The 21,074-nt window shown below is 62.0% G+C and carries 15 protein-coding genes, 1 other RNA gene and 1 pseudogene; 7 read left to right on the forward strand and 10 right to left on the reverse strand.

Going from position 1 to position 21,074, the window contains the following annotated elements; genetic code table 11:
• Positions 1-871 (forward strand): AraC family transcriptional regulator ligand-binding domain-containing protein (locus tag CC207_RS18300; RefSeq protein ID WP_158216142.1); only part of this gene is annotated, 871 nt, incomplete at its 5' end.
• Between the two features lie 365 nt (positions 872-1,236).
• Here CC207_RS18300 and CC207_RS18305 read toward each other — a convergent pair.
• Positions 1,237-1,716 carry a very short patch repair endonuclease gene (locus CC207_RS18305; RefSeq protein ID WP_088852531.1) on the reverse strand — a complete coding sequence of 160 codons (480 nt, stop codon included), beginning with the start codon at positions 1,714-1,716 and terminating at the stop codon, positions 1,237-1,239.
• 429 nt (positions 1,717-2,145) lie between these two features.
• On the opposite strand from CC207_RS18305, the gene CC207_RS18310 reads away from it, so the two are divergent.
• Genes CC207_RS18310 through CC207_RS18325 form a run of 4 tightly spaced genes read left to right on the forward strand, consistent with a single transcriptional unit; the run spans position 2,146 to position 9,089 of the window.
• Complete coding sequence (locus tag CC207_RS18310; RefSeq protein WP_088852532.1) at positions 2,146-3,810, forward strand: DNA cytosine methyltransferase; 1,665 nt, start codon at positions 2,146-2,148, stop codon at positions 3,808-3,810.
• On the forward strand, positions 3,807-5,825 hold the full coding sequence (locus CC207_RS18315; RefSeq protein WP_256582115.1) for an ATP-binding protein: 2,019 nt from the start codon (positions 3,807-3,809) through the stop codon (positions 5,823-5,825). Before CC207_RS18310 ends, CC207_RS18315 begins: the two co-directional genes overlap by 4 nt.
• Positions 5,825-8,143 carry a Z1 domain-containing protein gene (locus CC207_RS18320; protein WP_088852533.1) on the forward strand — a complete coding sequence of 773 codons (2,319 nt, stop codon included), beginning with the start codon at positions 5,825-5,827 and terminating at the stop codon, positions 8,141-8,143. Before CC207_RS18315 ends, CC207_RS18320 begins: the two co-directional genes overlap by 1 nt.
• Positions 8,136-9,089 (forward strand): PD-(D/E)XK motif protein, encoded by a 954-nt coding sequence (locus CC207_RS18325; RefSeq protein WP_088852534.1) that lies wholly within the window; start codon positions 8,136-8,138, stop codon positions 9,087-9,089. The genes CC207_RS18320 and CC207_RS18325 overlap by 8 nt, the downstream gene beginning before the upstream one ends.
• Positions 9,090-9,368: 279 nt before the next feature.
• Here CC207_RS18325 and CC207_RS18330 read toward each other — a convergent pair.
• From CC207_RS18330 to CC207_RS18370, 9 genes and pseudogenes are all read right to left on the reverse strand, one after another.
• Positions 9,369-10,067, reverse strand: a pseudogene (locus CC207_RS18330) (integrase arm-type DNA-binding domain-containing protein); the annotation flags it as partial.
• 187 nt (positions 10,068-10,254) lie between these two features.
• Positions 10,255-10,647: a transfer-messenger RNA gene (gene ssrA / locus CC207_RS18335) on the reverse strand.
• A 105-nt stretch (positions 10,648-10,752) separates the two neighbouring features.
• Complete coding sequence (locus CC207_RS18340; protein WP_028691200.1) at positions 10,753-11,046, reverse strand: hypothetical protein; 294 nt, start codon at positions 11,044-11,046, stop codon at positions 10,753-10,755.
• A 191-nt stretch (positions 11,047-11,237) separates the two neighbouring features.
• Complete coding sequence (gene accC / locus CC207_RS18345; protein WP_028691199.1) at positions 11,238-12,593, reverse strand: acetyl-CoA carboxylase biotin carboxylase subunit; 1,356 nt, start codon at positions 12,591-12,593, stop codon at positions 11,238-11,240.
• Between the two features lie 17 nt (positions 12,594-12,610).
• On the reverse strand, positions 12,611-13,078 hold the full coding sequence (gene accB / locus CC207_RS18350) for an acetyl-CoA carboxylase biotin carboxyl carrier protein (protein ID WP_028691198.1): 468 nt from the start codon (positions 13,076-13,078) through the stop codon (positions 12,611-12,613).
• Between the two features lie 100 nt (positions 13,079-13,178).
• Positions 13,179-13,631, reverse strand: a complete 453-nt coding sequence (gene aroQ, locus CC207_RS18355) for a type II 3-dehydroquinate dehydratase (RefSeq protein ID WP_011535870.1) — start codon at positions 13,629-13,631, stop codon at positions 13,179-13,181.
• 177 nt (positions 13,632-13,808) lie between these two features.
• Entirely contained in the window at positions 13,809-15,566 is a 1,758-nt protein-coding gene (locus tag CC207_RS18360; RefSeq protein WP_088852535.1) for a protein-disulfide reductase DsbD, read from the reverse strand.
• Between the two features lie 128 nt (positions 15,567-15,694).
• Positions 15,695-17,656 (reverse strand): methyl-accepting chemotaxis protein, encoded by a 1,962-nt coding sequence (locus tag CC207_RS18365; protein WP_088852536.1) that lies wholly within the window; start codon positions 17,654-17,656, stop codon positions 15,695-15,697.
• A 179-nt stretch (positions 17,657-17,835) separates the two neighbouring features.
• Positions 17,836-19,452 carry a diguanylate cyclase gene (locus CC207_RS18370; RefSeq protein WP_028691195.1) on the reverse strand — a complete coding sequence of 539 codons (1,617 nt, stop codon included), beginning with the start codon at positions 19,450-19,452 and terminating at the stop codon, positions 17,836-17,838.
• A 249-nt stretch (positions 19,453-19,701) separates the two neighbouring features.
• Between CC207_RS18370 and CC207_RS18375 the strand changes: the two genes are divergently transcribed.
• Entirely contained in the window at positions 19,702-20,769 is a 1,068-nt protein-coding gene (locus CC207_RS18375; protein WP_028691194.1) for a DUF2333 family protein, read from the forward strand.
• A 1-nt stretch (position 20,770) separates the two neighbouring features.
• Positions 20,771-21,074 (forward strand): NUDIX domain-containing protein (locus tag CC207_RS18380; protein WP_256582116.1); only part of this gene is annotated, 304 nt, incomplete at its 3' end.

The raw sequence follows: 21,074 nt of genomic DNA on the forward strand, positions 1-21,074 counted from the left end.
TTACCTTCAGACGCATTCGCTGAAGGCGCGCAGCAACTACAGCATGCTTGCGCTGGAGCAGCTTTGGGCCAGGGCGGCCAACCATGATCCGGCAATCGGCTTGCACCTGTTCTCGCACTTCAGCCGCCAGGATTGGCATGTGCTGGCCCAGGGCTGCCTGTACAGCGCCACGCTGGCCGAGGCCATCCGCTTCTGGGCGCGCTATGCACGGCTGGCATCGGACATGGACACCCTGGCGCTGGTCGAGGAGGGTGATTGCCTCGGGGTGGAGTTGCGTATCGATGCGCCAGCCAGCCTGGTGCGCTATATGGTTGAGCACTACAGCGCGATGTCCCTCAGCGTGATGGGCGTGGGGATGGGCGCGGTGGTCGTGCCGCAGCGGGCGTGCTTCGCTCACCGTCGGCCGGCGTACTACCCGGAGTACCACGAGTGGTTTGGTGAAAATATCCAGTTCGACTGCGGGTACAACCGCTTGTACTTCAATCGTATCCAGTTGGACATGCCATTGCTGACCCAGCATGCCGGGATGATGGAGGTGGTGAGCCAGGAGCTGGAGCGCCGGTTGGCGCAGCAGTCCCAGCTCAGTGGCTGGTCGGCCCGGGTAGCCCAGGGTATTCGCCAGGGCCTCATCACGGGCCAATCACTTACCCTGGAGGCGCAGGCACAGGACCTTCACCAGAGTGCACGTACCTTGCGTCGGCGGCTGGAGGATGAGGGGACCAGTTTTCGTGTGCTGCTTGACCGGGTCCGTGCGGAGCTTGAGCAGTACCTGGAGATGCAGGGGGATAGCCGAGCGCAGATTGCTGCACAGCTTGGATACGGTGACTTGGCGGCTTATGTCCATGCGCGCAAGCGCTGGCGATCGCTGTAGGAACTTGCCGCTGAGGCACCGAATTGCAGACACAAAAAAAGACGCCCATTGGGCGTGTTCTTTTAGGATTTGGTAGGCCGGGGTAATTTGAAACCAGTCGGTATCTACCTGTTTTGGCTAGTAAATATTTTTTTGATCAACTTGCTTGGAATACCAGTTGGAACGCTGCGTAGTCTGGATTCCGATGGACGGTGAAATTCGAGCTCTGCCCGTTACACCCTCGGCATTGAATCTATCAAGCAAGTGGTTGTGAAAAAGCTAGACATGGCTGGTGAAGAGTTGCTCTTGATCGTTGCGCCACCCGCGCCAGACTGGATCGAAAATCTTTATTTATGCTTGGTATTGAGTGCCGCAAGCCGATCAGCTCAGTTTTCTGTAGGCTGATCACAGGGAACGAGCAGGTCGGAGTAATTGGGCCAAGAGACGTATTTTTGGGTGCAGTCCGGGATCGTTTCCAGAAGCCAGTTCATCCCCGCTTCTGGACCGCGTATTCCGCACTCCCAGAGCTCGATCACTCGCCAGCCTAACCTGAGCAGTTCATCTCGGTTCCTGATATCACGCTTCATGTTCTGATCGAATTTCGTCTGCCAAAAGTCCTCGCGGGTCTTTGGGATGGTGGCGTATCTGCAGCCCGAATGTCTGTGCCAGAAGCAACCATGAACGAAGATGCAGACACGATGACGAGGGAGCACGATATCGGGTTTACCTGGAAGATTTCGCTGATGTAAGCGATACCTGAAGCCTTGATGATGAAGCAGCTTTCTGACCTTCATCTCTGGCAATGTATCGCTACTGCGAATGCCCGCCATCATTCGAGATCTGACTTCTCTGCTGACGATGTCCATGAATCACCCTCAGATGAGTTTGCCCTGTCACAGGATATCTCCCTGGAAAAATTTTTCTGCTTCGTGAGCCAATTCGGATCGTGGATCCTTCGCAAGTCCGAAGGGCTAGGCGAAGGCTTTGCCCCATCAGGCATTGGCAAGCGACTAAATATCATCGCTTAGGTCGAGATGGCCCCAGATTCTCATGAAAACTTGAGGCTATGGGCATTCTTTCGCTGGTTGAGGCTGGCTAAACATGAAGGTTCACGCAGCCTGCGCAGGCGACACCTCGCGGTATTTTCATTACACTCTGACACAATGCAACATTTGGCGCCCGGTCGACGATTCGTAAAGCCGGGCTGCGCCGCGTGGTATGAGCAGGCCTGAGCCGCCGGCCTTCTGCGCTACGTGCAGCTGGTCTTGGCGCATGTTCCCTATGAGAGATACCGGATGTCCATCCAAACCGAGCTGCTCAGATCGCAGCCAAGCAATACCTACGAAAAGCCCACTACCCCGGCTGCAGACCTGTCCCCCTCGACTGGCAAGAACTCCCGCGCCCCGACCCAGGACGACGAGCTGATCCGCAGCAAGCTAAAGCGTATTCAGGAAGGCGGCGAAATCCGCTATATGGATATGTTCGCAGGCTGTGGCGGCATTTCCCTTGGCTTTCTGACTGCCGGATTTACACCGGTCGCATCGATCGAAATGGACCCGTGGGCTGCGAAGTCGCACGGAGCCAACTTCGGCTCGCGCTCGGTCGGGGGTGACAAGGAAGCGCACCACGTCCCGCGCGACGCGGTAACCGAAACCGCTGACACCGTCTTCGGCGATCTCGGGCTGCAGGGCGCCACGGATCGTCAGATCGATGTCCTCGTCGGCGGGCCACCCTGTCAGGCGTTCGCCCGTGTAGGCCGGGCTAAGCTCCGCGAGCAGGCTCGCTTGCGCGAAGAGGTGACCGCAGACCAAGCCTTCCTGGTGGATGGACGGGTCAGCCTGTGGGAGCGCTATGTCGCATTCATCCGGGCTACAAAGCCTGTTGCGCTTCTGATGGAGAACGTGCCGGACATCCTCAACCATGGCGGCACCAATGTTGCCGAGCTCGTTTCCAAAAGCCTTGCCGAAGAAGGCTACGACGTAGCCTACACACTGCTGAATTCCGTATGGTACGGCGTTCCGCAGATGCGAGAGCGCATGATTCTGGTCGGCTTCCATCGTTCGACCGGCATCAAGCCAAGATTCCCGGTGCCAACGCACCATTTGGTTCTTCCATCCGGCTACACCAGCTCCAAGAATGCGGCGAGACGGGTTATCAAAGCGGAAGGATCGGCGCACCACCGCTGGATTCCCGATCCAGCTCCCGACTCTCCTGCGGCCACATCGGCTTCTGATGCGCTGGCAGATCTGCCGCACCTGTACGCCGAAGAAATGCTTCGCTCGGGTACCATCCGTCGCGGGGCGAAAGACCCATCAGAACCAGTCGAGTACACAGCGAAAGATCCGTCGACTGCCTATTCGCGTCTGATGCGGGAGTGGCACGGATTTACGACCAAGTCTACGACTGGCCATGTTTTCCGGTATCTGCCGCGTGACTATAAGATCTTCGCCGAGATTCAGCCTGGCTGGGAGTACCCGCAGGTGCATGCCTATGTAGAGCAGAAAATTGCAGACTGGCTTGCCGACCGCAGGAGACTCGGTCTGTCCACCGATCCGAGAAACGCAGACGTCAGCGCATACATCATGTCCTGGCGCATCCCGTATGACCCGGGAAAGTTTCCGAACAAGTGGTGGAAGCTCCGCGCCGATGCCCCGGTACGTACGCTGATGGCGCACCTCGGTAAGGATTCTTATTCCCACATCCACTTCGACTCGGAACAGGCACGCACCATCACCGTCCGAGAGGCTGCGCGGCTCCAGTCATTCCCGGACGGCTTTGTTTTCAAAGGATCGATGAACCCGGCATTCAAGCAGATTGGCAACGCCGTACCACCGCTGTTTGCCTATGCAATCGCTCGTGGAATGAGGGAGTGCCTGGGGGCACCGGAGACACAGGATATGCGCGTGGCATTGTTCGATTTGGAGCAATCACAGATCAAAACGACAGAGGGTAGGAAGTGAAGTTCACCATTCTCCGACTGCTTACTCATTCTGAACTCGGCATGTTTCATGAGTACCGCCGCCAGGGGAAGGAACGCGCCAAACAGCGTTCCATAAATTTCGACTGGGACGTCGTCGGCAAGGTTTTTCCGTCAGCAGAAAGCCCGGACATCATTCCAATCACCTGCCGACGTCTCGAAGACGAAGGCACCGTGGTTGAGATCGATTCATGGCTCAAGAGGCAGCACAAAAATTGGAGATTCGAAGGCGATTGCCCGAAAAGCGCCTTCTACAGTTTCGTTGACCCAGGCGTCCTGTTCGCGATGGTAGTTGACGCCTCGAGCACCCCAGCCAATGCATCCTGGGTTGTCATCCCGGCAGACCACCCAGCCCGCATTTCGATCCTGAGCCATGGAGAGAGCGCCCAGCTTGGTAAATCCGCAATGATTGCGTTGTACGGCGAGGAAGGCCAGCACTGCCAGGCAGTGCTCTCGGATCACTTCCCGGAGCTATTCAAGGAGGCAGAAGCAGTGTCCGAGATGTCACAAAATGAAAACGACAACATCCGCAACGATGATGACGCCGCGCCGGACCCGCTCGGTCTCTTCAAAATCCTGGCGCGTGCCGGGCACAGCCTGCCCAGCGCCGTGGCCGATCTGGTGGACAATAGCCTGTCGCATGGCGCTCGGGAGATCGACATTATCTTCCCGAATCCCAATACGGGCGGTCGGTGGATGTGCATTCGCGACGACGGCACGGGCATGACTCCATCGGGTCTGCGCGACGCCATGAAGATCGGGCACCAGCGTGAATATGACGACGGCGATCTGGGCAAGTTCGGCTATGGGCTGAAGGGGGCGGCCTGGTCCCAAGCCGATCGACTGACGGTCGTATCGAAAGCTACCGGAAGCGACAGTACGACACTCACCTGGGACAAGGACCATCTTGCCAAGACACGCCGTTGGGAGCTTCTGAGCGACCCGGTAGCTCCCGAGCACGCCTCGGCAGTCGACATCGGCGACTCGGGCACGGCCGTGCTGCTTACGCAGATGCGCCCCTCGATGGAGCCTGCGAGAGGGAAAGTAGATTCTCCCTACGCGCAAGAGCTCGCTGCCATCAAGTCGCACCTCGAGCTGGTGTTCCACCGGTATCTTGAAGGCAAAGCGCGCGGACGCGAGAAGGTAGTCATTCGTCTGAACGATGACGTTCTACGTGGCAACAACCCGATGGGGCACCCGCTGACAAGAGAGTACGACCAGCATCGCATCGAGCTTCCCAGCGCTTCTCCGAACAAGACGCCTGTCCTCTATGTTCGTGCGTACGTCGCTCCAAATGAGGCAGAGTTTGAGGAATACATCAAGGATCTGTCTCCGCTGGAACAGCGCGACGAACGAGAGCGCCACTCTCTGAATGGCCGCGCAAACGATGCTCAGGGCCTTTACTTCTATCGACTTGACCGCCTCATCAAATGGGGCGGCTGGGAAGATCTATTCGCCAAGGATGAGCACACCAAACTGATTCGTGTCGCAGTCGACTTCGACAGGCTGGCAGATGAGCAGCTGCAGGTAGATATCAGCAAGCAGCTTATTCGCCTGCCTTTTGCGATCACCCAGCCTCTCAGAGACCTGATCAAGACCCCACGAGCCGCAGCCCGCCTCCGGTACAACAAGAAGGAAGCACTCGCGCCGACTCCGAAAGGTGTCGGCAAGACTGTGTCGCCGGCAGGCACGCAAGCGCCAAGCGCCTTTTCGCCTCCAACGACAGCCGTGGGACTCACTCCAGTGGCGGCACCTGCTCCAGCACAGGTTGCGAAAAAGGACAGAACCTCAATCCGCCTTGTCAGCAGCGGTGACAAACCATGGCAACGCAAGGTCGGATTCAAGGGTGAGGAAGTCGAGGTCACCCCGCTGATGCCGACGCTAGTGACGCTCGTACAGCTCATCGACAAGGATGCCGAGGCCAAGATGGCCCTGTCTGAATTTCTTCGAGCACTGGAGACGGCCGGTGTCCCGGACCAGCTGACGGACAACGCCTGATGCAGGTCCGGCTTCCGCTTCCCCTTACACTGAAGCCCAGGCTAGCCCTGTGGACCGATGCAACTGCCTGGACCAACTGGTCCCGGCATGAAGCCTATCTGCGGGCCCAGCCCAAATGGAAGCCGCATCAGATCGCGTCGGTTGCGGAAGAGTCACTGCGGATCATCTCGAAGACCACACCGATAACTCGCCCGGAATTCCAGTGCCGGGGCCTGGTTGTTGGTTACGTTCAGTCCGGCAAGACCGCCAACTTCACCGCTGTGGCAGCGCGCGCAGCGGATGTTGGCTACCGCTTGATCATCGTTCTTTCAGGCATTCACGACTCACTGCGTAACCAGACGCAGAAGCGCCTGGATCTGGAGCTGGTAGCGACTGGCGTCGACTGGATCACGCTGACCGATGAGGCTTCAGATTTTCGTGAGCCGGAGGTGGCCGACGGTTTCGCATCTACCGGAACCGTTCTGATCGTCGCGAAGAAGATCACGCCCATCCTTAAACGGCTTAACCAGTGGTTTGGTAAACTCGAAGGCCGGCTCGCTGATGTACCGGTTCTTCTCATCGATGACGAAGCCGATCAGGCCTCCATCAATACACGCGGAAATCGGCGCGATCCCAGTATCGACACCGACACCGAACCTGATGCCGACACGGCCCCGTCACTGACCAACGCCCTGATTCGCGACATTCTCAGAAAGATTCCGCGGGCCACATACATCGCCTACACGGCTACACCATTCGCCAACATTCTCATCGACCCAGACGCTAGTGATAGCCAAGTTGGCGAAGACCTGTTTCCCAAGGACTTCGTCGTGCAGCTTCCGAGGCCTGACGGCTACACGGGCACGGAAGAGCTTTTCGGCGTCAGCTCGCAGGGGCGCGATGTAATGCGCCCCGTAGACGCTACGGATGTGAAAGCTTTGAAGCCGAAGCAACGCAAAAGGAGCGAAGCAATTGTTGCTCGCGGCCCGCTGGATCTTCCACAGTCGCTTGCCGATGCCCTCCTGACCTTCGCGCTTGCTGGCGCCATCAGACTGCAGCGCGGCCAGGTGGGTAAGCCGAATACTATGCTGGTGCACGTATCACGGCTCCAGCAGGACCAGTTGAGCGTTGGGGAGGCGATCGAGGAACAGATTCGTAACTGGTTCCAGCATGAGAACGCCGAGCCCGGTGTGCTCAAACAGATGTTCCGATCAACGCTCGCAGGGATGGGGCAGGTAGATCTGCCTTGCAGCGTAGAGGTTCTACTGGAAGAGGCAGTCACTAACTTGGCCCGGTTAGTGGTCGTTGTGCTCAATAGCACGACGGGCGACGAACTTGATTACGAAGCCAAACCTGGACGGCAGCTCGTTGCGGTAGGTGGCAATAGGCTGTCGCGCGGATTGACGCTTGAGGGACTAACGATTGCATACTTCCTGCGTACTACAACCCTGGCAGATGCTCTGCTGCAAATGGCCCGCTGGTATGGTTTCAGGGCTGGCTATGAAGACCTGATCCGTATCTGGACCACCGAAGGCATTGCTCAGTGGTTCGTGGAGCTGGCGCTGGTCGAAGAATCCCTGCGGGACTCCATTACAGCACTCAACAAAGCCGGCCGCAGACCTGACCAAATGGCCATCCGGATGCGCGCCCATTCAAAGCTCCTGCTCACGAGTAAGAACAAGAGCAGGATGCAGATGGACGATGCGCGGTCATGGTCTGGCGAGAACCCGCAGACGATCCTGTTTCCCATGCAAGATCGGAAAGTGCTGGAGCGGAACGTGGACCTAGCGTCCGCCCTGCTGCGTCAGCATCCCCCGACACAGGATGCATACGGCGGCGCCATAGCACACGATGTACCGGCCGAGCACATCGCACTGTTCCTGAGACGTTATGAAGGGCACCCGAACAGCATTGCATTTCAGGGCGCGGAGATTGCCGACTGGATCCTGGAGCGAGCTGAAAAGGGAGAGCTCACGAACTGGACCGTGTTCGTAGCCAACCCGGATCGGGAACGACAGGTACTCCTGGGTGGAAGGCCTTTCGGCCTTGTTCGGCGTTCGTTGCAGGCCAACGAGTCGATCGGCATCCTTATCGATCCACGCCATGAGGGTGTTGACCTGCATGGCGGACCGGAGAACTACCGCGTTGGTTCAGGCTTCAATGCACGAGCAATGCGCGAGGACCGACCCGTACAGCAGGGCCTGCTCCTGCTCTACCCCCTCGATCCCGAACCGCTCCGCGCGCCAACGCAGACAGTGGTGGGCCTCGCACTGTCGCTGCCACGCACTACGGACGGTGAACAACGGTTTGTTGTAAACCGTGGGGTACGCAATGTTTGAGATCACGCAGGACCGCTGGGCAAGTCTGCGCGAGCAGCGCCTTTCACACGAGGATGTTTACGAGCAGGCCGCTGAAGACCTAGAGACGGCCCTGATAGGAGTGTCAGACGACGGACGTCTGCACCTGATGCTGGCCATCGATATCGCCCCGCAGAAACTACCGCCGGATCTGCAGAGCCTTCAGGTCCGCATCCTGGAGGGCGGACAGACTTGGCTGGATGTTTCCGCGCGCAGCCATCACGAGGAGCTACTTACTCTCATAGCCAATAAGGTCCTCCACGCTATTTGCATCGAAGGCCGCGATCCTGCTACCTCGGTTGAACGCATCATCGACGATATGCGTGCGGCTTTGCGCCCGCTTGCACTTGACCTGAGTGCGGCAGAGCAGATCGGTCTTTTCGGCGAGCTCTGGGTGCTGTCCAATGTGCTGCTCCCGACCATCGGACCGCGTGTCAGCCACCTTTGGAGCGGGCCTGAAGGCGAGCGTCATGATTTCATCGGACAGGGCGTCCACGTTGAAGTGAAAACCACTACGCGATCGGAACCGAGGCACGAAATATCCCGTCTCGATCAGCTGAAAGCGCCCGCCAGCAAGCGCCTCCTGTTTGTCAGCGTTATGCTGGAGCGCAGTCTGGGTGGCGATGAAACGCTTGCAGACCGCGTCGATGAAATTCGGAAGAAGCTGGTGTCCGATGGGCGTGCTCTAGATGTTTTCGACTCACGCTTGGCACAACTCGGCTGGCACGAGGGCCTACGACAGACAGGTGCTCTTCTCCGGTTCACATTCCGCGATGTCCATGTCTTTGAAGTTGCCGGAAACTTCCCCAGGCTCCCTGATGACTACGTGCCGCCACTCGGTGTGACCGGCATTAAGTACAGCATCAACGTCGGCAGCCTGCCGTCCCTCGACGTATTGGAAGTTCAGGAGGTTCTTCTAACCGCCTGATGGGCGAGAGGGCAGCAGGCAATTGTCACCGTTGCCGCAACCAAGCATGTGGTGGGGAGTGAATGGAACCTAATCCTTGTTTCAGCTTGGGATGCTGACAGCCATGCGGAGCTAATATTCTGGCAGCAATCCCAAGCTATTCAAGGTGGCAGATTAGTCGAACAGCTCGCCGCGGTAGGTCTTACGGTGATATTCCTGGACTCCGTCTACCGAGTTCAGATAGTCGATTAGCTCTTTTAGAACGATGACATAGAATTTAGTTGTTGTGGAATTTAAAATGCGTTTGATGCTGGCGTTCGCGATCTCCAGCATGAGCTCGGGAAGTTCTTCGGGCGGAAGCGCAGCCATGTTCTCCTTCTTGGGCTTTTTGAATACTGCCCTGATGCCGCGGAGCGGGTTGGCCAAGATCAGGCCGGAATTTACGCCGTAGGTCATGATTTCGTTAAGCCGTTGACTAAGGCGCTTGACCGTCTCCAGGCTGCCTTTCGCTTCGATGGGGCGAAGCAAAGCGATCACCATCGGTGCGGTGATCTTCGTCAGTGGCGTCGTCTTCAAATCGGGGAACACGTGCAGCGTGAGCGATCGCCAAATGTCCTCGGCGTAGGCCGGGGTGACCGAGTCTTTCTTGAGTTCAAACCAGGCGGTGGCCACGTTCTCGAAGGTGTGTTCCGTTTCTGCGCGTTTGGCTTCATTCAACGTATTGCGCTGCACCTTCGGATCGATGCCTTGGGCGAGCAGCTCGCGCGCTTCGACTGCCTTCTTCCGTGCGTTCGCCAGTGACAGTTCGGGATAGGTCCCGAATCCGATGTTGATGCGCTTCTTGGTCACCGGTTCGCGGTAGTTGAAATTCCACAGCAATGAGCCGTTGCTGCGTACGCGGAGCTGCAAACCGTCACCGTCCGTGAGGACATAATCCTTGGGCGCGGGTTTGACTCCCTTGAGCTGTCGATCGGAGAGGCGGAGGTTTTGAGCAGGCATGAGATTGTCCTCAAGCACTGATTCGGTATTCCAAAGATTAGCACCGGACGGACTGGAATACCGTCTGGAATACCCAAATGGCTGGAACTCAAAAACTCTCAAAAGACCGCAAAAGCGCTGGAGGCCGCGTATTTGCTGGGTTTCAGGCACAAAAAAAGACGTCCGTGGACGTCTTTGATTGATCATTTGGTGGAGCCGGGGGGATTTGAACCCCCGTCCGCCAGTACTCCGCTGTCGGTACTACATGCTTAGCCGTGTCTACTGATTTAATCCGCAGCCGCCCGACGGGCAGGGTGCTTTGGATGAGTTGGGTAAGTTTTAGTCGCTTCGCCCCCAACGTGCTGCACGACGATCCTGTTCTGTATGACAATCATTTCGGGTTTACAGGCATCCCCTGATGATTGCTGGAGCCGAAGCTACCAGGAGGAAGGGTCAGCTGCAATTAAGCAGCGAACTTTACTTCCCCGTAGTGGTCGTCATTGGCAACTATAGAAAGTTGCAACAGTGGATTTACGAGTTCTGTTACCAACTCGGCATGCACCTAGAGTTTCGCTACCGGCGTCGAATCCTAATCGGCCCCACACTCAGCTCTAGCTGAACGTGCCTTTCAGCACGCAAGGCCGAGTATACGCGCTTACGCGGGCGGCGTCGACAGAAGGTTCGGCCGCCCACGTGCGCGCAGGGTCTAGGTACCGCTGCCACCGGCCGAGCCGCTGCCTTTCTCGGTCTTGTCCAGGCGCTCGAGCACCTTGCTGGTGATGGCGATGCATTCCTTGGTGTCGCCTTTGGCCTGGGCGGCCTTGGCTTGGTCTACATGCTCGGTGATGGCCTTGTCCAGGCCTTCGGAAGTGGCGCCAGCGGTGGCCATGCTGTCGTCGATCTTCTGCAGGTTCATGGCGCACAGGTCGTCGGCGGCGAACACAGGCGAGGCCAGCAGGGTGGCGGCCGCGAACAGGGCGGATAGCGCAGTGCCTTTCATGGGAGTCTCCTTGTGAGGCCTCGGGAAGGTGGGCCTGATCGGTGGACTGCGTGGGTTTGGGCGGGGTTCCATTGGGTTTGGTGCCGTTGAATCGCGGGGGCAAGCCCGCTCCCACGGTCCCAAGGTTTTGAGATGTGCAGAAATAAAAAACCCCGGCACGGGGCCGGGGCTTTTTCATCACGCTAACGCGATCACTCCTGGTTGGCCAGTTTGTGCTCGAGGTAGTGGATGTTGACGCCGCCTTTGCAGAAACCTTCATCACGCACCAGGTCACGGTGCAGCGGGATGTTGGTCTTGATGCCGTCGACGACGATCTCGTCCAGGGCATTGCGCATGCGCGCCATGGCTTCGTCGCGGTCCTTGCCGTAGGTGATCAGCTTGCCGATCAACGAATCATAGTTCGGCGGAACCGAGTAGCCGCTGTACAGGTGCGAATCGACGCGCACGCCGTTGCCGCCCGGGGCGTGGAAGTGTTTCACCTTGCCTGGGCTCGGGATGAACTTCTTCGGGTCTTCGGCGTTGATCCGGCACTCCAGCGAGTGACCGCGAATCACCACGTCTTCCTGGCGGAACGACAGCTTGTTGCCAGCGGCGATGCTCAGCATCTCCTTGACGATGTCGATGCCGGTGACCATCTCCGAGACCGGGTGCTCGACCTGGACGCGGGTGTTCATCTCGATGAAGTAGAAGCGGCCGTTCTCGTACAGGAACTCGAAGGTACCGGCACCGCGGTAGCCGATCTCGATGCAGGCGTCGACGCAACGCTTGAAGACTTCCTGACGGGCCTTCTCGTCGATGCCCGGGGCCGGGGCTTCTTCCAGGACTTTCTGGTGACGGCGCTGCAGCGAGCAGTCACGGTCGCCCAGGTGCACGGCGTTGCCCTGGCCGTCGGACAGCACCTGCACTTCCACGTGACGTGGGTTGGTCAGGAACTTCTCCAGGTAGACCATCGGGTTGCCGAACGCGGCACCGGCTTCGGTGCGGGTCAGCTTGGCCGAGGCGATCAGGTCCTCTTCCTTGTGCACCACGCGCATGCCGCGACCACCACCGCCACCGGCGGCCTTGATGATCACCGGATAGCCGACGTCACGGGCGATTGCCAGGGCAACCTCTTCGTCTTCCGGCAGCGGGCCGTCGGAACCTGGCACGGTCGGTACGCCCGACTTGATCATCGCGTCCTTGGCCGACACCTTGTCGCCCATCAGGCGGATGGTATCGGCTTTCGGGCCGATGAAGGCGAAGCCGGATTTTTCCACCTGCTCGGCGAAATCGGCGTTTTCCGCGAGGAAGCCGTAGCCCGGGTGGATGGCGGTGGCGCCTGTCACTTCGGCGGCGGCGATGATCGCCGGAATGTGCAGGTACGAATCCTTGGACGATGCAGGGCCGATGCAGACCGACTCGTCTGCCAGGCCCAGGTGCATCAGTTCACGGTCGGCCGTGGAGTGCACGGCGACGGTCTTGATGCCCAGCTCTTTGCAGGCACGCAGGATCCGCAGGGCAATTTCCCCACGGTTGGCGATCAGGACTTTTTCAAGCTTCCCAGACATCGTTGGTTCTCCGCGAATCAAACGATGGTGAACAGCGGCTGGTCGTACTCAACCGGCTGGCCGTCTTCCACCAGGATGGCGTCGATCACACCGCCGATCTCGGCTTCGATGTGGTTCATCATTTTCATGGCTTCGACGATGCACAGGGTGTCGCCTTTCTTCACGGCCTGGCCGACTTCGGCGAAGTTGGCCGAGGTTGGCGAAGGCTTGCGATAGAAGGTGCCGACCATTGGCGAACGAACAACGGTGCCTTTCAGGGCAGGCGCGGCGGCGGCGGCTTCAGCGGCCGGGGCGGCGGCGGCAACAGGTGCTGCGGCGGCAACCGGAGCGGCCATCGGTGCCGGAGCGGCGAAGTACTGGGCGCCGGCCGGGGTCTTGCTGTGGCGGCTGATGCGAACGGACTCTTCGCCTTCCTTGATCTCCAGTTCGTCGATGCCAGACTCTTCCAGCAGTTCGATCAGCTTCTTGACTTTACGGATATCCATTAATCATCAACTCCCAAGGTTCGGTCGGGGACGTATTTTTAAAACGTGTCTAAAACGTTTCTTCATGAGCCTCGGCCTGAAGGGCCAAGGCCTTGTGTCATCAGGGCTGTGCGTTGGCAGCCAGGTGTTCCAGCGCGGACTCCAGGGCCAGCCGGTAACCGGTGGCACCGAGGCCGCAGATCACCCCTACGGCAACATCGGAAAAGTAGGAGTGGTGGCGGAACGGTTCACGCTTGTGCACGTTCGAGAGGTGCACTTCGATGAATGGGATGCTCACCGCAAGCAATGCGTCACGTAATGCGACGCTTGTGTGGGTGAAAGCGGCCGGATTGATCAGGATGAAGTCCACGCCTTCGTTGCGCGCGGCATGGATGCGGTCGATCAATTCGTATTCGGCATTGCTCTGCAGGTATTGCAGATGATGGCCGGCGGCGCGGGCGCGCTGCTCCAGGTCCTGATTGATCTGGGCCAGGGTGGCGGCGCCGTAGTGGCCCGGTTCGCGGGTCCCGAGCAGGTTCAGGTTGGGGCCGTGCAGCACCAGTAGGGTTGCCATCTGCGATTCCTTGGTTTTGTAGGGCAATTCGACATAGCGCGGCGACTATGCCGCAAGCGGCGCTGAGTGTCCAGTTCCCGGCAATAGCCAGCACGATGTCCGAGATTCGCGCAAAGTATGTGACCAGATGGTTAAGTCTGGTCACTGCTGCGGGGTTTTTTCACTGGACGCGGGAAGTTATAGCCCGAGTTGGCCGCGCACGCGCGTCAATACCTGGGCGAAATCGCCGGCGTTTATCTCGCCGATGACCCGATCGGTGGTCATTTCGCTGCCGTTCGCGGCAAAGAACATCAGCGCGGGAGGGCCGAACAACCGGTAGCGGTCGAGCAGGGCGCGTTGTTGCGCGTTGCTCTCGGTGATGTCGAAGCGCAGTAGGCGGAAGGCGCCCAGTTGCGGCTGGACCTGCGGCGCGTTGAGCACTTCGTGCTCGATCACCTTGCAGCTGATGCACCAGTCGGCGTACCAGTCGAGCAGCACTGGCTGGCCAGCGGCTTTGGCCTCGGCCAGGGCGGCGTCGAGGGCAGCGGGGCTGGTGATGGTCTGCCAGGCGTCGGCCTTGGCCGCTACGGGGCTGCCGGCCACGGTGGGTGGCGGCAGCGGACGCAGCGGGTCGCCCTGGCCACTCAGGGCGCCATACCAGCAGGCCAGGGCATACACCAGCAGCGCCAGGCCCAGCAGTTGCGCCAGGCGCTGGCGCGGGGTCTTGACCACGAACTCCAGGGCGCCGAGGAACAGCGCCACGCCGGCGGCCAGCAGGCCGACCAGCAGCAGGGTGGCTGGCCCCGGCAGCACGCGGCTGAGCAGGCCGATGGCCAGGCCCAGCAGCAATACGCCGATGGCGTTCTTCACCGTATTCATCCACGGCCCGCTCTTCGGCAGCCAGGCCGCGCCGCCGGTGGCCACCAGCAGCAACGGCGCGCCCATGCCCAGGCCCAGGGCGAAGAGTTTCAGCGCGCCGCCCAGGGCGTCGCCGCTGGCGCTGATATACAGCAAGGCGCCGGCCAGCGGCGCCGACACGCAGGGCGAGACCAGCAGGCTGGACAGCACGCCGAGCACAGCCGCGCCGAGCAGCGAGCCGCCCTTGGTGCGGTGGGCGAGGTTGTCCAGGCGGCTGCTCAGGGCCTGCGGCAGCTTGATGTCGAACAGGCCGAACATGGCCAGGGCGAACAGCACGAAGAACGCGGCGAACGGCACCAGCACCCAGGCCGACTGCAGACGTGCCTGCAGGTTCAGGCCGGCGCCGAACAGGCCCATGAGCGCACCGAGCACGGCGAAGCTCGCCGCCATCGGCAGCACATAGGCCAGCGACAGCGACAGCCCGCGCAGGCCGCCGACCTGGCCGCGCAGGACCACGCCGGAAAGGATTGGCAGCATCGGCAGCACGCACGGGGTGAAGGTCAGGCCGACCCCGGCGAGGAAGAACAGCAGCAGCGATTTCCAGGTCCAGCCCTGCTCGGCGGTTGCCGGCAGCGGGGCGCCTTGGCCGTCGATGCTCAGCCGCGCGGTTTCCGGCGGATAGCACAGGCCCTTGTCGGCGCAGCCCTGGTAGCCCACCAGCAGGGTGAAGGGGCGCGGGTCGTTGCGCGGCAGCTCGATGTCGAGCACGCCGTGGTACACCTCGACATCGCCGAAGAACTCGTCGTGCTTGGCCTCGCCCTTGGGGATGTTCGGCGCGCCCAGGCGGATGTCCGCGGGTTCGGTGCGGAACTGGAAGCGGTGGCGGTAGAGGTAGTAGCCGTCGGTGGCGACGAAGCGCAGTTTGACGGTCTGGGCGTCGGCCTGGACCAGGCTGAGCTTGAAGGCTTCGTGCACGGGCAGGAAGTCAGCGCTGTTGGAGGCGGCGCCGAGGGTGGCGCTGGGGCGGTTGTCGAGCAGGCCCGTGGCGAAGACGGGGCTGGCCAGCAGCAGGAGCAGCAGGAAAAACAGGCGGCGCATGGCGGACTCGCGAGGTGGAACGTGGCGGGCATGATAGCGGAGTTGGCCGAAATTGGGGCCGCTGCGCGGCCCATCGCGACACAAGGCCGCTCCTAGAGGGTTCGCGTCCCTCTGCCATCAAGCAGGGGTTAGAGCCTGAACGCCCGCACCGCCGTATTCAACTCGCCCCCCAGCTTGAGCAACTGCTCGCCCTGCTCACGTCCTTCGCCAATGCGCTGCAGGTTGTCCTCGCCCAGCTCATGAATCCGTTCGCTGTGGTCGCGGATCTCGCTCACCGCCCCGGTTTGCTGCGCGGTCACATCGGCGATCCGCACCGCCGTGTCGGCAATGGTGCGGATGGCATTGACGATCGCGTCCAGCGCGCCATCGGCCGACTGCGCCTGGTTGGCCGTGGCCTCGGCGTGTTCCAGCTGGGTGCGCATGCCGTCCACCGAACTGCGGGCGGCCTGCTGCAGGCGGTCGATCAGCGCCTGGATCTCGCCGGTGGCGCCGGTGGTGCGCTGGGCCAGCGAGCGCACTTCATCCGCGACCACGGCGAAGCCACGGCCCATCTCGCCGGCCCGGGCCGCTTCGATGGCGGCATTGAGGGCCAGCAGGTTGGTCTGTTCGGCAATCGCCCGGATCACCGTGAGCACGCCACCGATGGTCGCCGACTCTTCCGCCAGTTGCTCGATCATCCGCGCGTTGCCCTGCACCTCGTCGACCAGCGAACGCAAGCCGGACAGGCTCTGGCCGATCACCGTCTGGCCCTGCTCCACGGCCCGGCCAGCATCGCGGCTGGCCTCGGCGGCGGCGCTGGCATCGCCGGCCACCTGCTGGATGGTCGCCTCCAGCTCGCCCAGGGCGTCGCGGATCTGCGCCGTGTCGCCGGCCTGGCGCTCGGCGCCGTCGTGCAGGGCGCTGCTCATACCGGCCAGGGCATGGCTGCTGCCGGCCACCTGCTCGGCGTTGTGGCGGATGGTACCGACCAGTTCCACCAGGTACTGGCGCAGGCGGTTCAGCGACTCCTGGATATCGTGCAGCTCGCGGTTGGTGCGGCCCAGGGCGATGGCCTGGGCGAAATCGCCCTCGGCCCAGCGCGACAATGCCGGGGCCAGGCTGGTCAGGGTGCGTGCCAGGCGGCGCTGCAGGGTGTCGATCAGCAGGGCGATCAGCAGGATCAGGCCGATCATCAGGCCCTGGATCAGGCGCACTTCGCCGGCGATGGTGGCGTGCAGGCCGCGCACCTCGGGCTCGAGGCCGGCGATGGCCTGCTGCACCGCTTCCAGGCGCTCGCCGGTGCTGGCGGCCAGGGCGGCGCGGCGCTCGATCTGTTCGCGGGTGCGCTGCAATTCGCCGGGGTAGCGGCCGAGCAGGCTGTGCAGCTCGCGCTTCAGGCCCACGGCGACGTCTTCCTGCTGGCTGCTGGCCTGGGATTCCAGGCCCATCATCGCGGCGAAGTCGTCGGCGTTGGACTCGGCGGCGCGGGTCACCCCCAGCAGCGGCAGGTCATCGATGGCCTGGGCCTGGGCGGTGATCAGTTGCAGTTCGCGCTCCACCTCGGCGGCCAGTTCGGCGCGGCCGCTGCTGACCAGCTTGTCCCGGGCCAGGGATAGCCGGCCCAGGTGCACGGAGGCCTCCAGCAGCGGCGTCAGGTAGCGGCCGGCGTCGCTGCTGGCGCTGTCGCGGGCGTAGCTGGCCAGTTGTTCGAGGTTCGCCCCCAGCTCCCGCTCGGCTTGCAGCAGCAGGGCCTGGGGATCGCCGGCCAACTTGCCGGCGGCGAGCAGTTCGTTGGCGGTGAAGCCCTGCAGGCTGTCCAGGCTCGGGCGCAGCTTGGCCGACAAAGGCTCTGGCCAGTCGGCCAGGGCCGCCTGCAACTGAGTGTTGGCCTCCATGGCCGCCGCGTGGCGCAGGGCGTCGCCGCTGCCCAGGTAGGCCTGGATGTTGCGCGCGGCATCGTTCTGGAACTGCTGTGACAGGCCCAGGTAGCGCTCCATCAGTTGATAGGGACGTTCCAGGGCGCGTTGCGACCACCACAGGGTCGCGCCCAGGGCAATACACACGGTCACCAGCAACAGGGTGTTGAAATTGGTCAGCCACTTCAGGCGCATAGCCGCGAACTTCCTGCGGAGGGGAGTGGAGAAGTCGGTCCTGAAGTTATTGCGATTTTGTGACGGGGTGATGACGACGGAGGGCTGGCGCCATAAAAAAGTGGCACAGTGCCGGTATTGGCTTCTGCTGTGGTTTTCCTGCGTCGGCCTCTGTCCGGCAAGCCGGCTCCCACAGGGGGCTAAGGCTCGACCCGCACCACGCAGTTGCGTCCGGCATGCTTGGCGCGGTACAGCGCTTCGTCCGCGGCGCTGGCCATGGTCAGCGCGTCGAGCTGCTCGTCCAGCTGCACCACCCCGGCGCTGAAGGTGCACTGCAGGTCGTGGGGCTGGGCCGGGTAATGGATCTCGGCAAAACGTCGACGGATTTCGTCGAGCACCTTGTGCGCCGCGTCCAGTCCGGTATTGGGCATGACGATGGCGAACTCCTCGCCGCCGTAGCGGCCGATGAAGTCGGTCTTGCGCAGGCGCTGCTTGAGGAACAGCGCCAGGCTCTTGATCACCCGGTCGCCCATGGGGTGGCCGTGGCGGTCGTTGATTTTCTTGAAGTGGTCGATATCGAGCATGGCGAAACTCAGCGGCTGCGCTTCGCGGCGGGCGCGGAAGCTGCAGTCCTCGAGCAGCTGCAGGATATGGGTGTGGTTGTACAGCCCGGTGAGGCTGTCGCGGACCATCCGCGCCTTGAGGTGGCGAGCACGGGCGGCACGGTTGCGCACGGTGGTCACCAGGTGCCGCGAGCGGATCGGCTTGGTGAGGAAGTCGTCGCCGCCTTCGCTCATGGCGTCGAGCTGCTTGTCCAGGTCGTCCTCGGCCGACAGGTAGATGATCGGCACGCTGACGTAGCGGTCATTGTGGCGGATCACCTTGGCCAGCTCAGGGCCGGTGCACTCGGGCATGTACATATCGAGGATGATCAGGTCGGGCTGGAAGTCGGCCAGCTCGCTCATGGTGCGGATCGGCTCGGTCAGGGTGCGGGTGATGATCCCGGCGCTGTTGAGCAGGCGCTCGGTATGCAGGGCCTGGGCGCGGGAGTCGTCGATCACCAGCACGCGGAACGGGTCGTACTGAGTGGCACTGGTCAACAGCTCGAGCTTCTCCAGCAGGCTGGAGGCGTCCAGGGTGCCGGTGAGGAACTCCTGGCCGCCGGCGCGCACGGCGGCCAGGCGGGTCGGGGTGTCGGTCTCGTGCAAGCAGAAGAACAGCAGCGGCACCGGCTGCTCCAGCCCCTGCTGGGCTTGGGCCGCCAGCTGCAGGCCGACGCCGGCGCCAGTGAAGTCCACATCCATGACGATGGCCGAGGGCAGGCGCTCGCTCATCGACGCCTGGAACGCCTCGGCGCTGCACAGCGCCTGCACGCTCAGGCCGAAGAACTCCAGCTGCTGGGCCAGGCGCTCGGCGCGTTCATGGTCCTGCAGGACGATGTACACCGGCTTGCGCAGTGGCGGCAGGGGCACGTTGTCGAGCTGGTCGCCCTTGCGCAGGCCGGTGCGCGACAGGCGCTGCATCAGGCGGTTGAGTTCGCTGATCAGTTCGGAATTGAGCCGCGCGCTGTTGGCCTCGATGGCGCGCAGGGTCTGGCCGATGGCCGTCGACAGGCTGCCGTGCTCGGGCTGCTCGAAGCGTTCGGCGTAGCGCTGCAGACGCAGGTTGGCCTCGCACAGCTCGCCCAGGTCGCCGCTGGACCACTCGCCACGCTGCAGGCGCTGCCAGATCTCGAGGATCTGCCGGGCCTGGTGGATCACCCGCTGGGCAAAATGCTGCTTGAGGCGTTCGTGGCTCGGCTCGGCTGGCTGGGTCATGTCCTGACTACTTATGAGTGGGAGGGCGCAGGTTCAATGATGGCTCTATGCTAGCACCCCTTTTCCGACAAGCGAGTGCCTGGGGTCAACAAAGTGCTCAAGGACCGTCATTCAGTTGCCGACCCGATGGTCGCTTATACGAATGGCGGCGTCTGCTTTATAGTGCTGGCATGCGGGCTTGTCGTGGCACCCTGGCCGAGGCCTGTGGTCCAAGCCCTGAACCGTTCGTGACTGATTAAGGACAATGCCATGCTGGATTGGAAAAACCGCGAGGCCAAGGCCGAGCCCCGTGAGCGGGTCGAAACCCGCGGCGCTGCCACCCGTAGCTACCTTGGCGGCCTCTGGAGCCGTGCCCTGGGGACCCTGATCGGCCTCTACCTGCTGGTGTGCATCGGCCTGGGCTGGTACTGGAGCCAGGAGCCCGAGCTGTTCCCGGTGCAGCAGAACGCCCAGGCCGCCGCCGAGCGCAACGGCCAGCAGATGGTCATCGGCTACACCACCGTCGAGACCCTCAAGACCGTCGCCGGCACTTTGCTCGACAAGCCGGGCGGCTATATTTCCAACGACCGCTTCCCGCCAGGGCTGTGGATGGACAACATGCCGAGCTGGGAGTACGGCGTGCTGGTCCAGGTGCGCGACCTGTCCCGTGCCCTGCGCAAGGACTTCGCCCGCTCCCAGTCGCAGTCGACCGAGGACGCCGACCTGGCCAAGGCCGAGCCGCGTTTCAACTTCGACAACAAGAGCTGGATCCTGCCGTCGAGCGAGTCGGAGTTCGAAGAGGGCATCAAGTCGCTGAACCGTTACCAGACCCGTCTGGCCAAGGGTGACCAGGGCGCGATCTTCTACACCCGCGCCGACAACCTGAACAACTGGCTGGGCGACGTGGCCACCCGCCTGGGCTCGCTGTCCCAGCGCCTGTCGGCCAGCGTCGGCCGGGTCAAGCTGAACAACACCCTGAAGACCGAGGCCGTGGTCCCTGGCCAGGCGCCGCAGGTCGACGAAGAAGTGGTCGAGACCCCGTGGCTGCAGATCGACAACGTGTTCTACGAAGCCCGCGGCCAGGCCTGGGCGCTGTCGCACCTGCTGCGCGCCATCGAGGTCGACTTCGCCGACGTGCTGGCGAAGAAGAACGCCACGGTCAGCGTGCGGCAGATCATCCGCGAGCTGGAAGCCTCGCAGGAAGCGCTGTGGAGCCCGATGGTGCTCAACGGCAGCGGCTTTGGCATGTGGGCCAACCACTCGCTGGTGATGGCCAACTACATCTCCCGGGCCAACGCCGCGGTCATCGACCTGCGCCAACTGCTGTCCCAGGGCTGATATGCCGGTCAATCCTGCCGAGGTCGCGCACCGCGCGGCCTCCGACGCCGAACTGGTGGCGTGGGTGGACGAGCATGACCAACTGCTCGGCGCCCTGCCACGGGCCGAGCTGCGCGAGCGCGGCCTGATCGGGCGCTGCACGTTCATCCTGCTGTTCAACGGTGCCGGCGAGCTGTGTGTGCACCGGCGCACACTAAGCAAGGCGTTGTATCCCGGGTACTGGGATGTGGCGGCCGGCGGCATGGTGGGGGGGCAGGAGTCCTACGCCGACTCGGCGGCCCGGGAGCTGGCCGAGGAGCTGGGGG

It is taken from the genome of Pseudomonas sp. DrBHI1 (genome assembly GCF_002205115.1).
GTDB lineage: Bacteria > Pseudomonadota > Gammaproteobacteria > Pseudomonadales > Pseudomonadaceae > Aquipseudomonas > Aquipseudomonas mosselii.

Excerpts from the sequence above, each read along its gene's own strand:
- CC207_RS18305 (WP_088852531.1), bottom strand. The coding sequence starts at position 1,716 with ATGGACATCGTCAGCAGAGAAGTCAGATCTCGAATGATGGCGGGCATT.
- CC207_RS18310 (WP_088852532.1), top strand. The coding sequence starts at position 2,146 with ATGTCCATCCAAACCGAGCTGCTCAGATCGCAGCCAAGCAATACCTAC.
- CC207_RS18320 (WP_088852533.1), top strand. The coding sequence starts at position 5,825 with ATGCAGGTCCGGCTTCCGCTTCCCCTTACACTGAAGCCCAGGCTAGCC.
- CC207_RS18325 (WP_088852534.1), top strand. The coding sequence starts at position 8,136 with ATGTTTGAGATCACGCAGGACCGCTGGGCAAGTCTGCGCGAGCAGCGC.
- CC207_RS18340 (WP_028691200.1), bottom strand. The coding sequence starts at position 11,046 with ATGAAAGGCACTGCGCTATCCGCCCTGTTCGCGGCCGCCACCCTGCTG.
- accC (WP_028691199.1), bottom strand. The coding sequence starts at position 12,593 with ATGTCTGGGAAGCTTGAAAAAGTCCTGATCGCCAACCGTGGGGAAATT.
- accB (WP_028691198.1), bottom strand. The coding sequence starts at position 13,078 with ATGGATATCCGTAAAGTCAAGAAGCTGATCGAACTGCTGGAAGAGTCT.
- aroQ (WP_011535870.1), bottom strand. The coding sequence starts at position 13,631 with ATGGCAACCCTACTGGTGCTGCACGGCCCCAACCTGAACCTGCTCGGG.
- CC207_RS18360 (WP_088852535.1), bottom strand. The coding sequence starts at position 15,566 with ATGCGCCGCCTGTTTTTCCTGCTGCTCCTGCTGCTGGCCAGCCCCGTC.
- CC207_RS18365 (WP_088852536.1), bottom strand. The coding sequence starts at position 17,656 with ATGCGCCTGAAGTGGCTGACCAATTTCAACACCCTGTTGCTGGTGACC.
- CC207_RS18370 (WP_028691195.1), bottom strand. The coding sequence starts at position 19,452 with ATGACCCAGCCAGCCGAGCCGAGCCACGAACGCCTCAAGCAGCATTTT.
- CC207_RS18375 (WP_028691194.1), top strand. The coding sequence starts at position 19,702 with ATGCTGGATTGGAAAAACCGCGAGGCCAAGGCCGAGCCCCGTGAGCGG.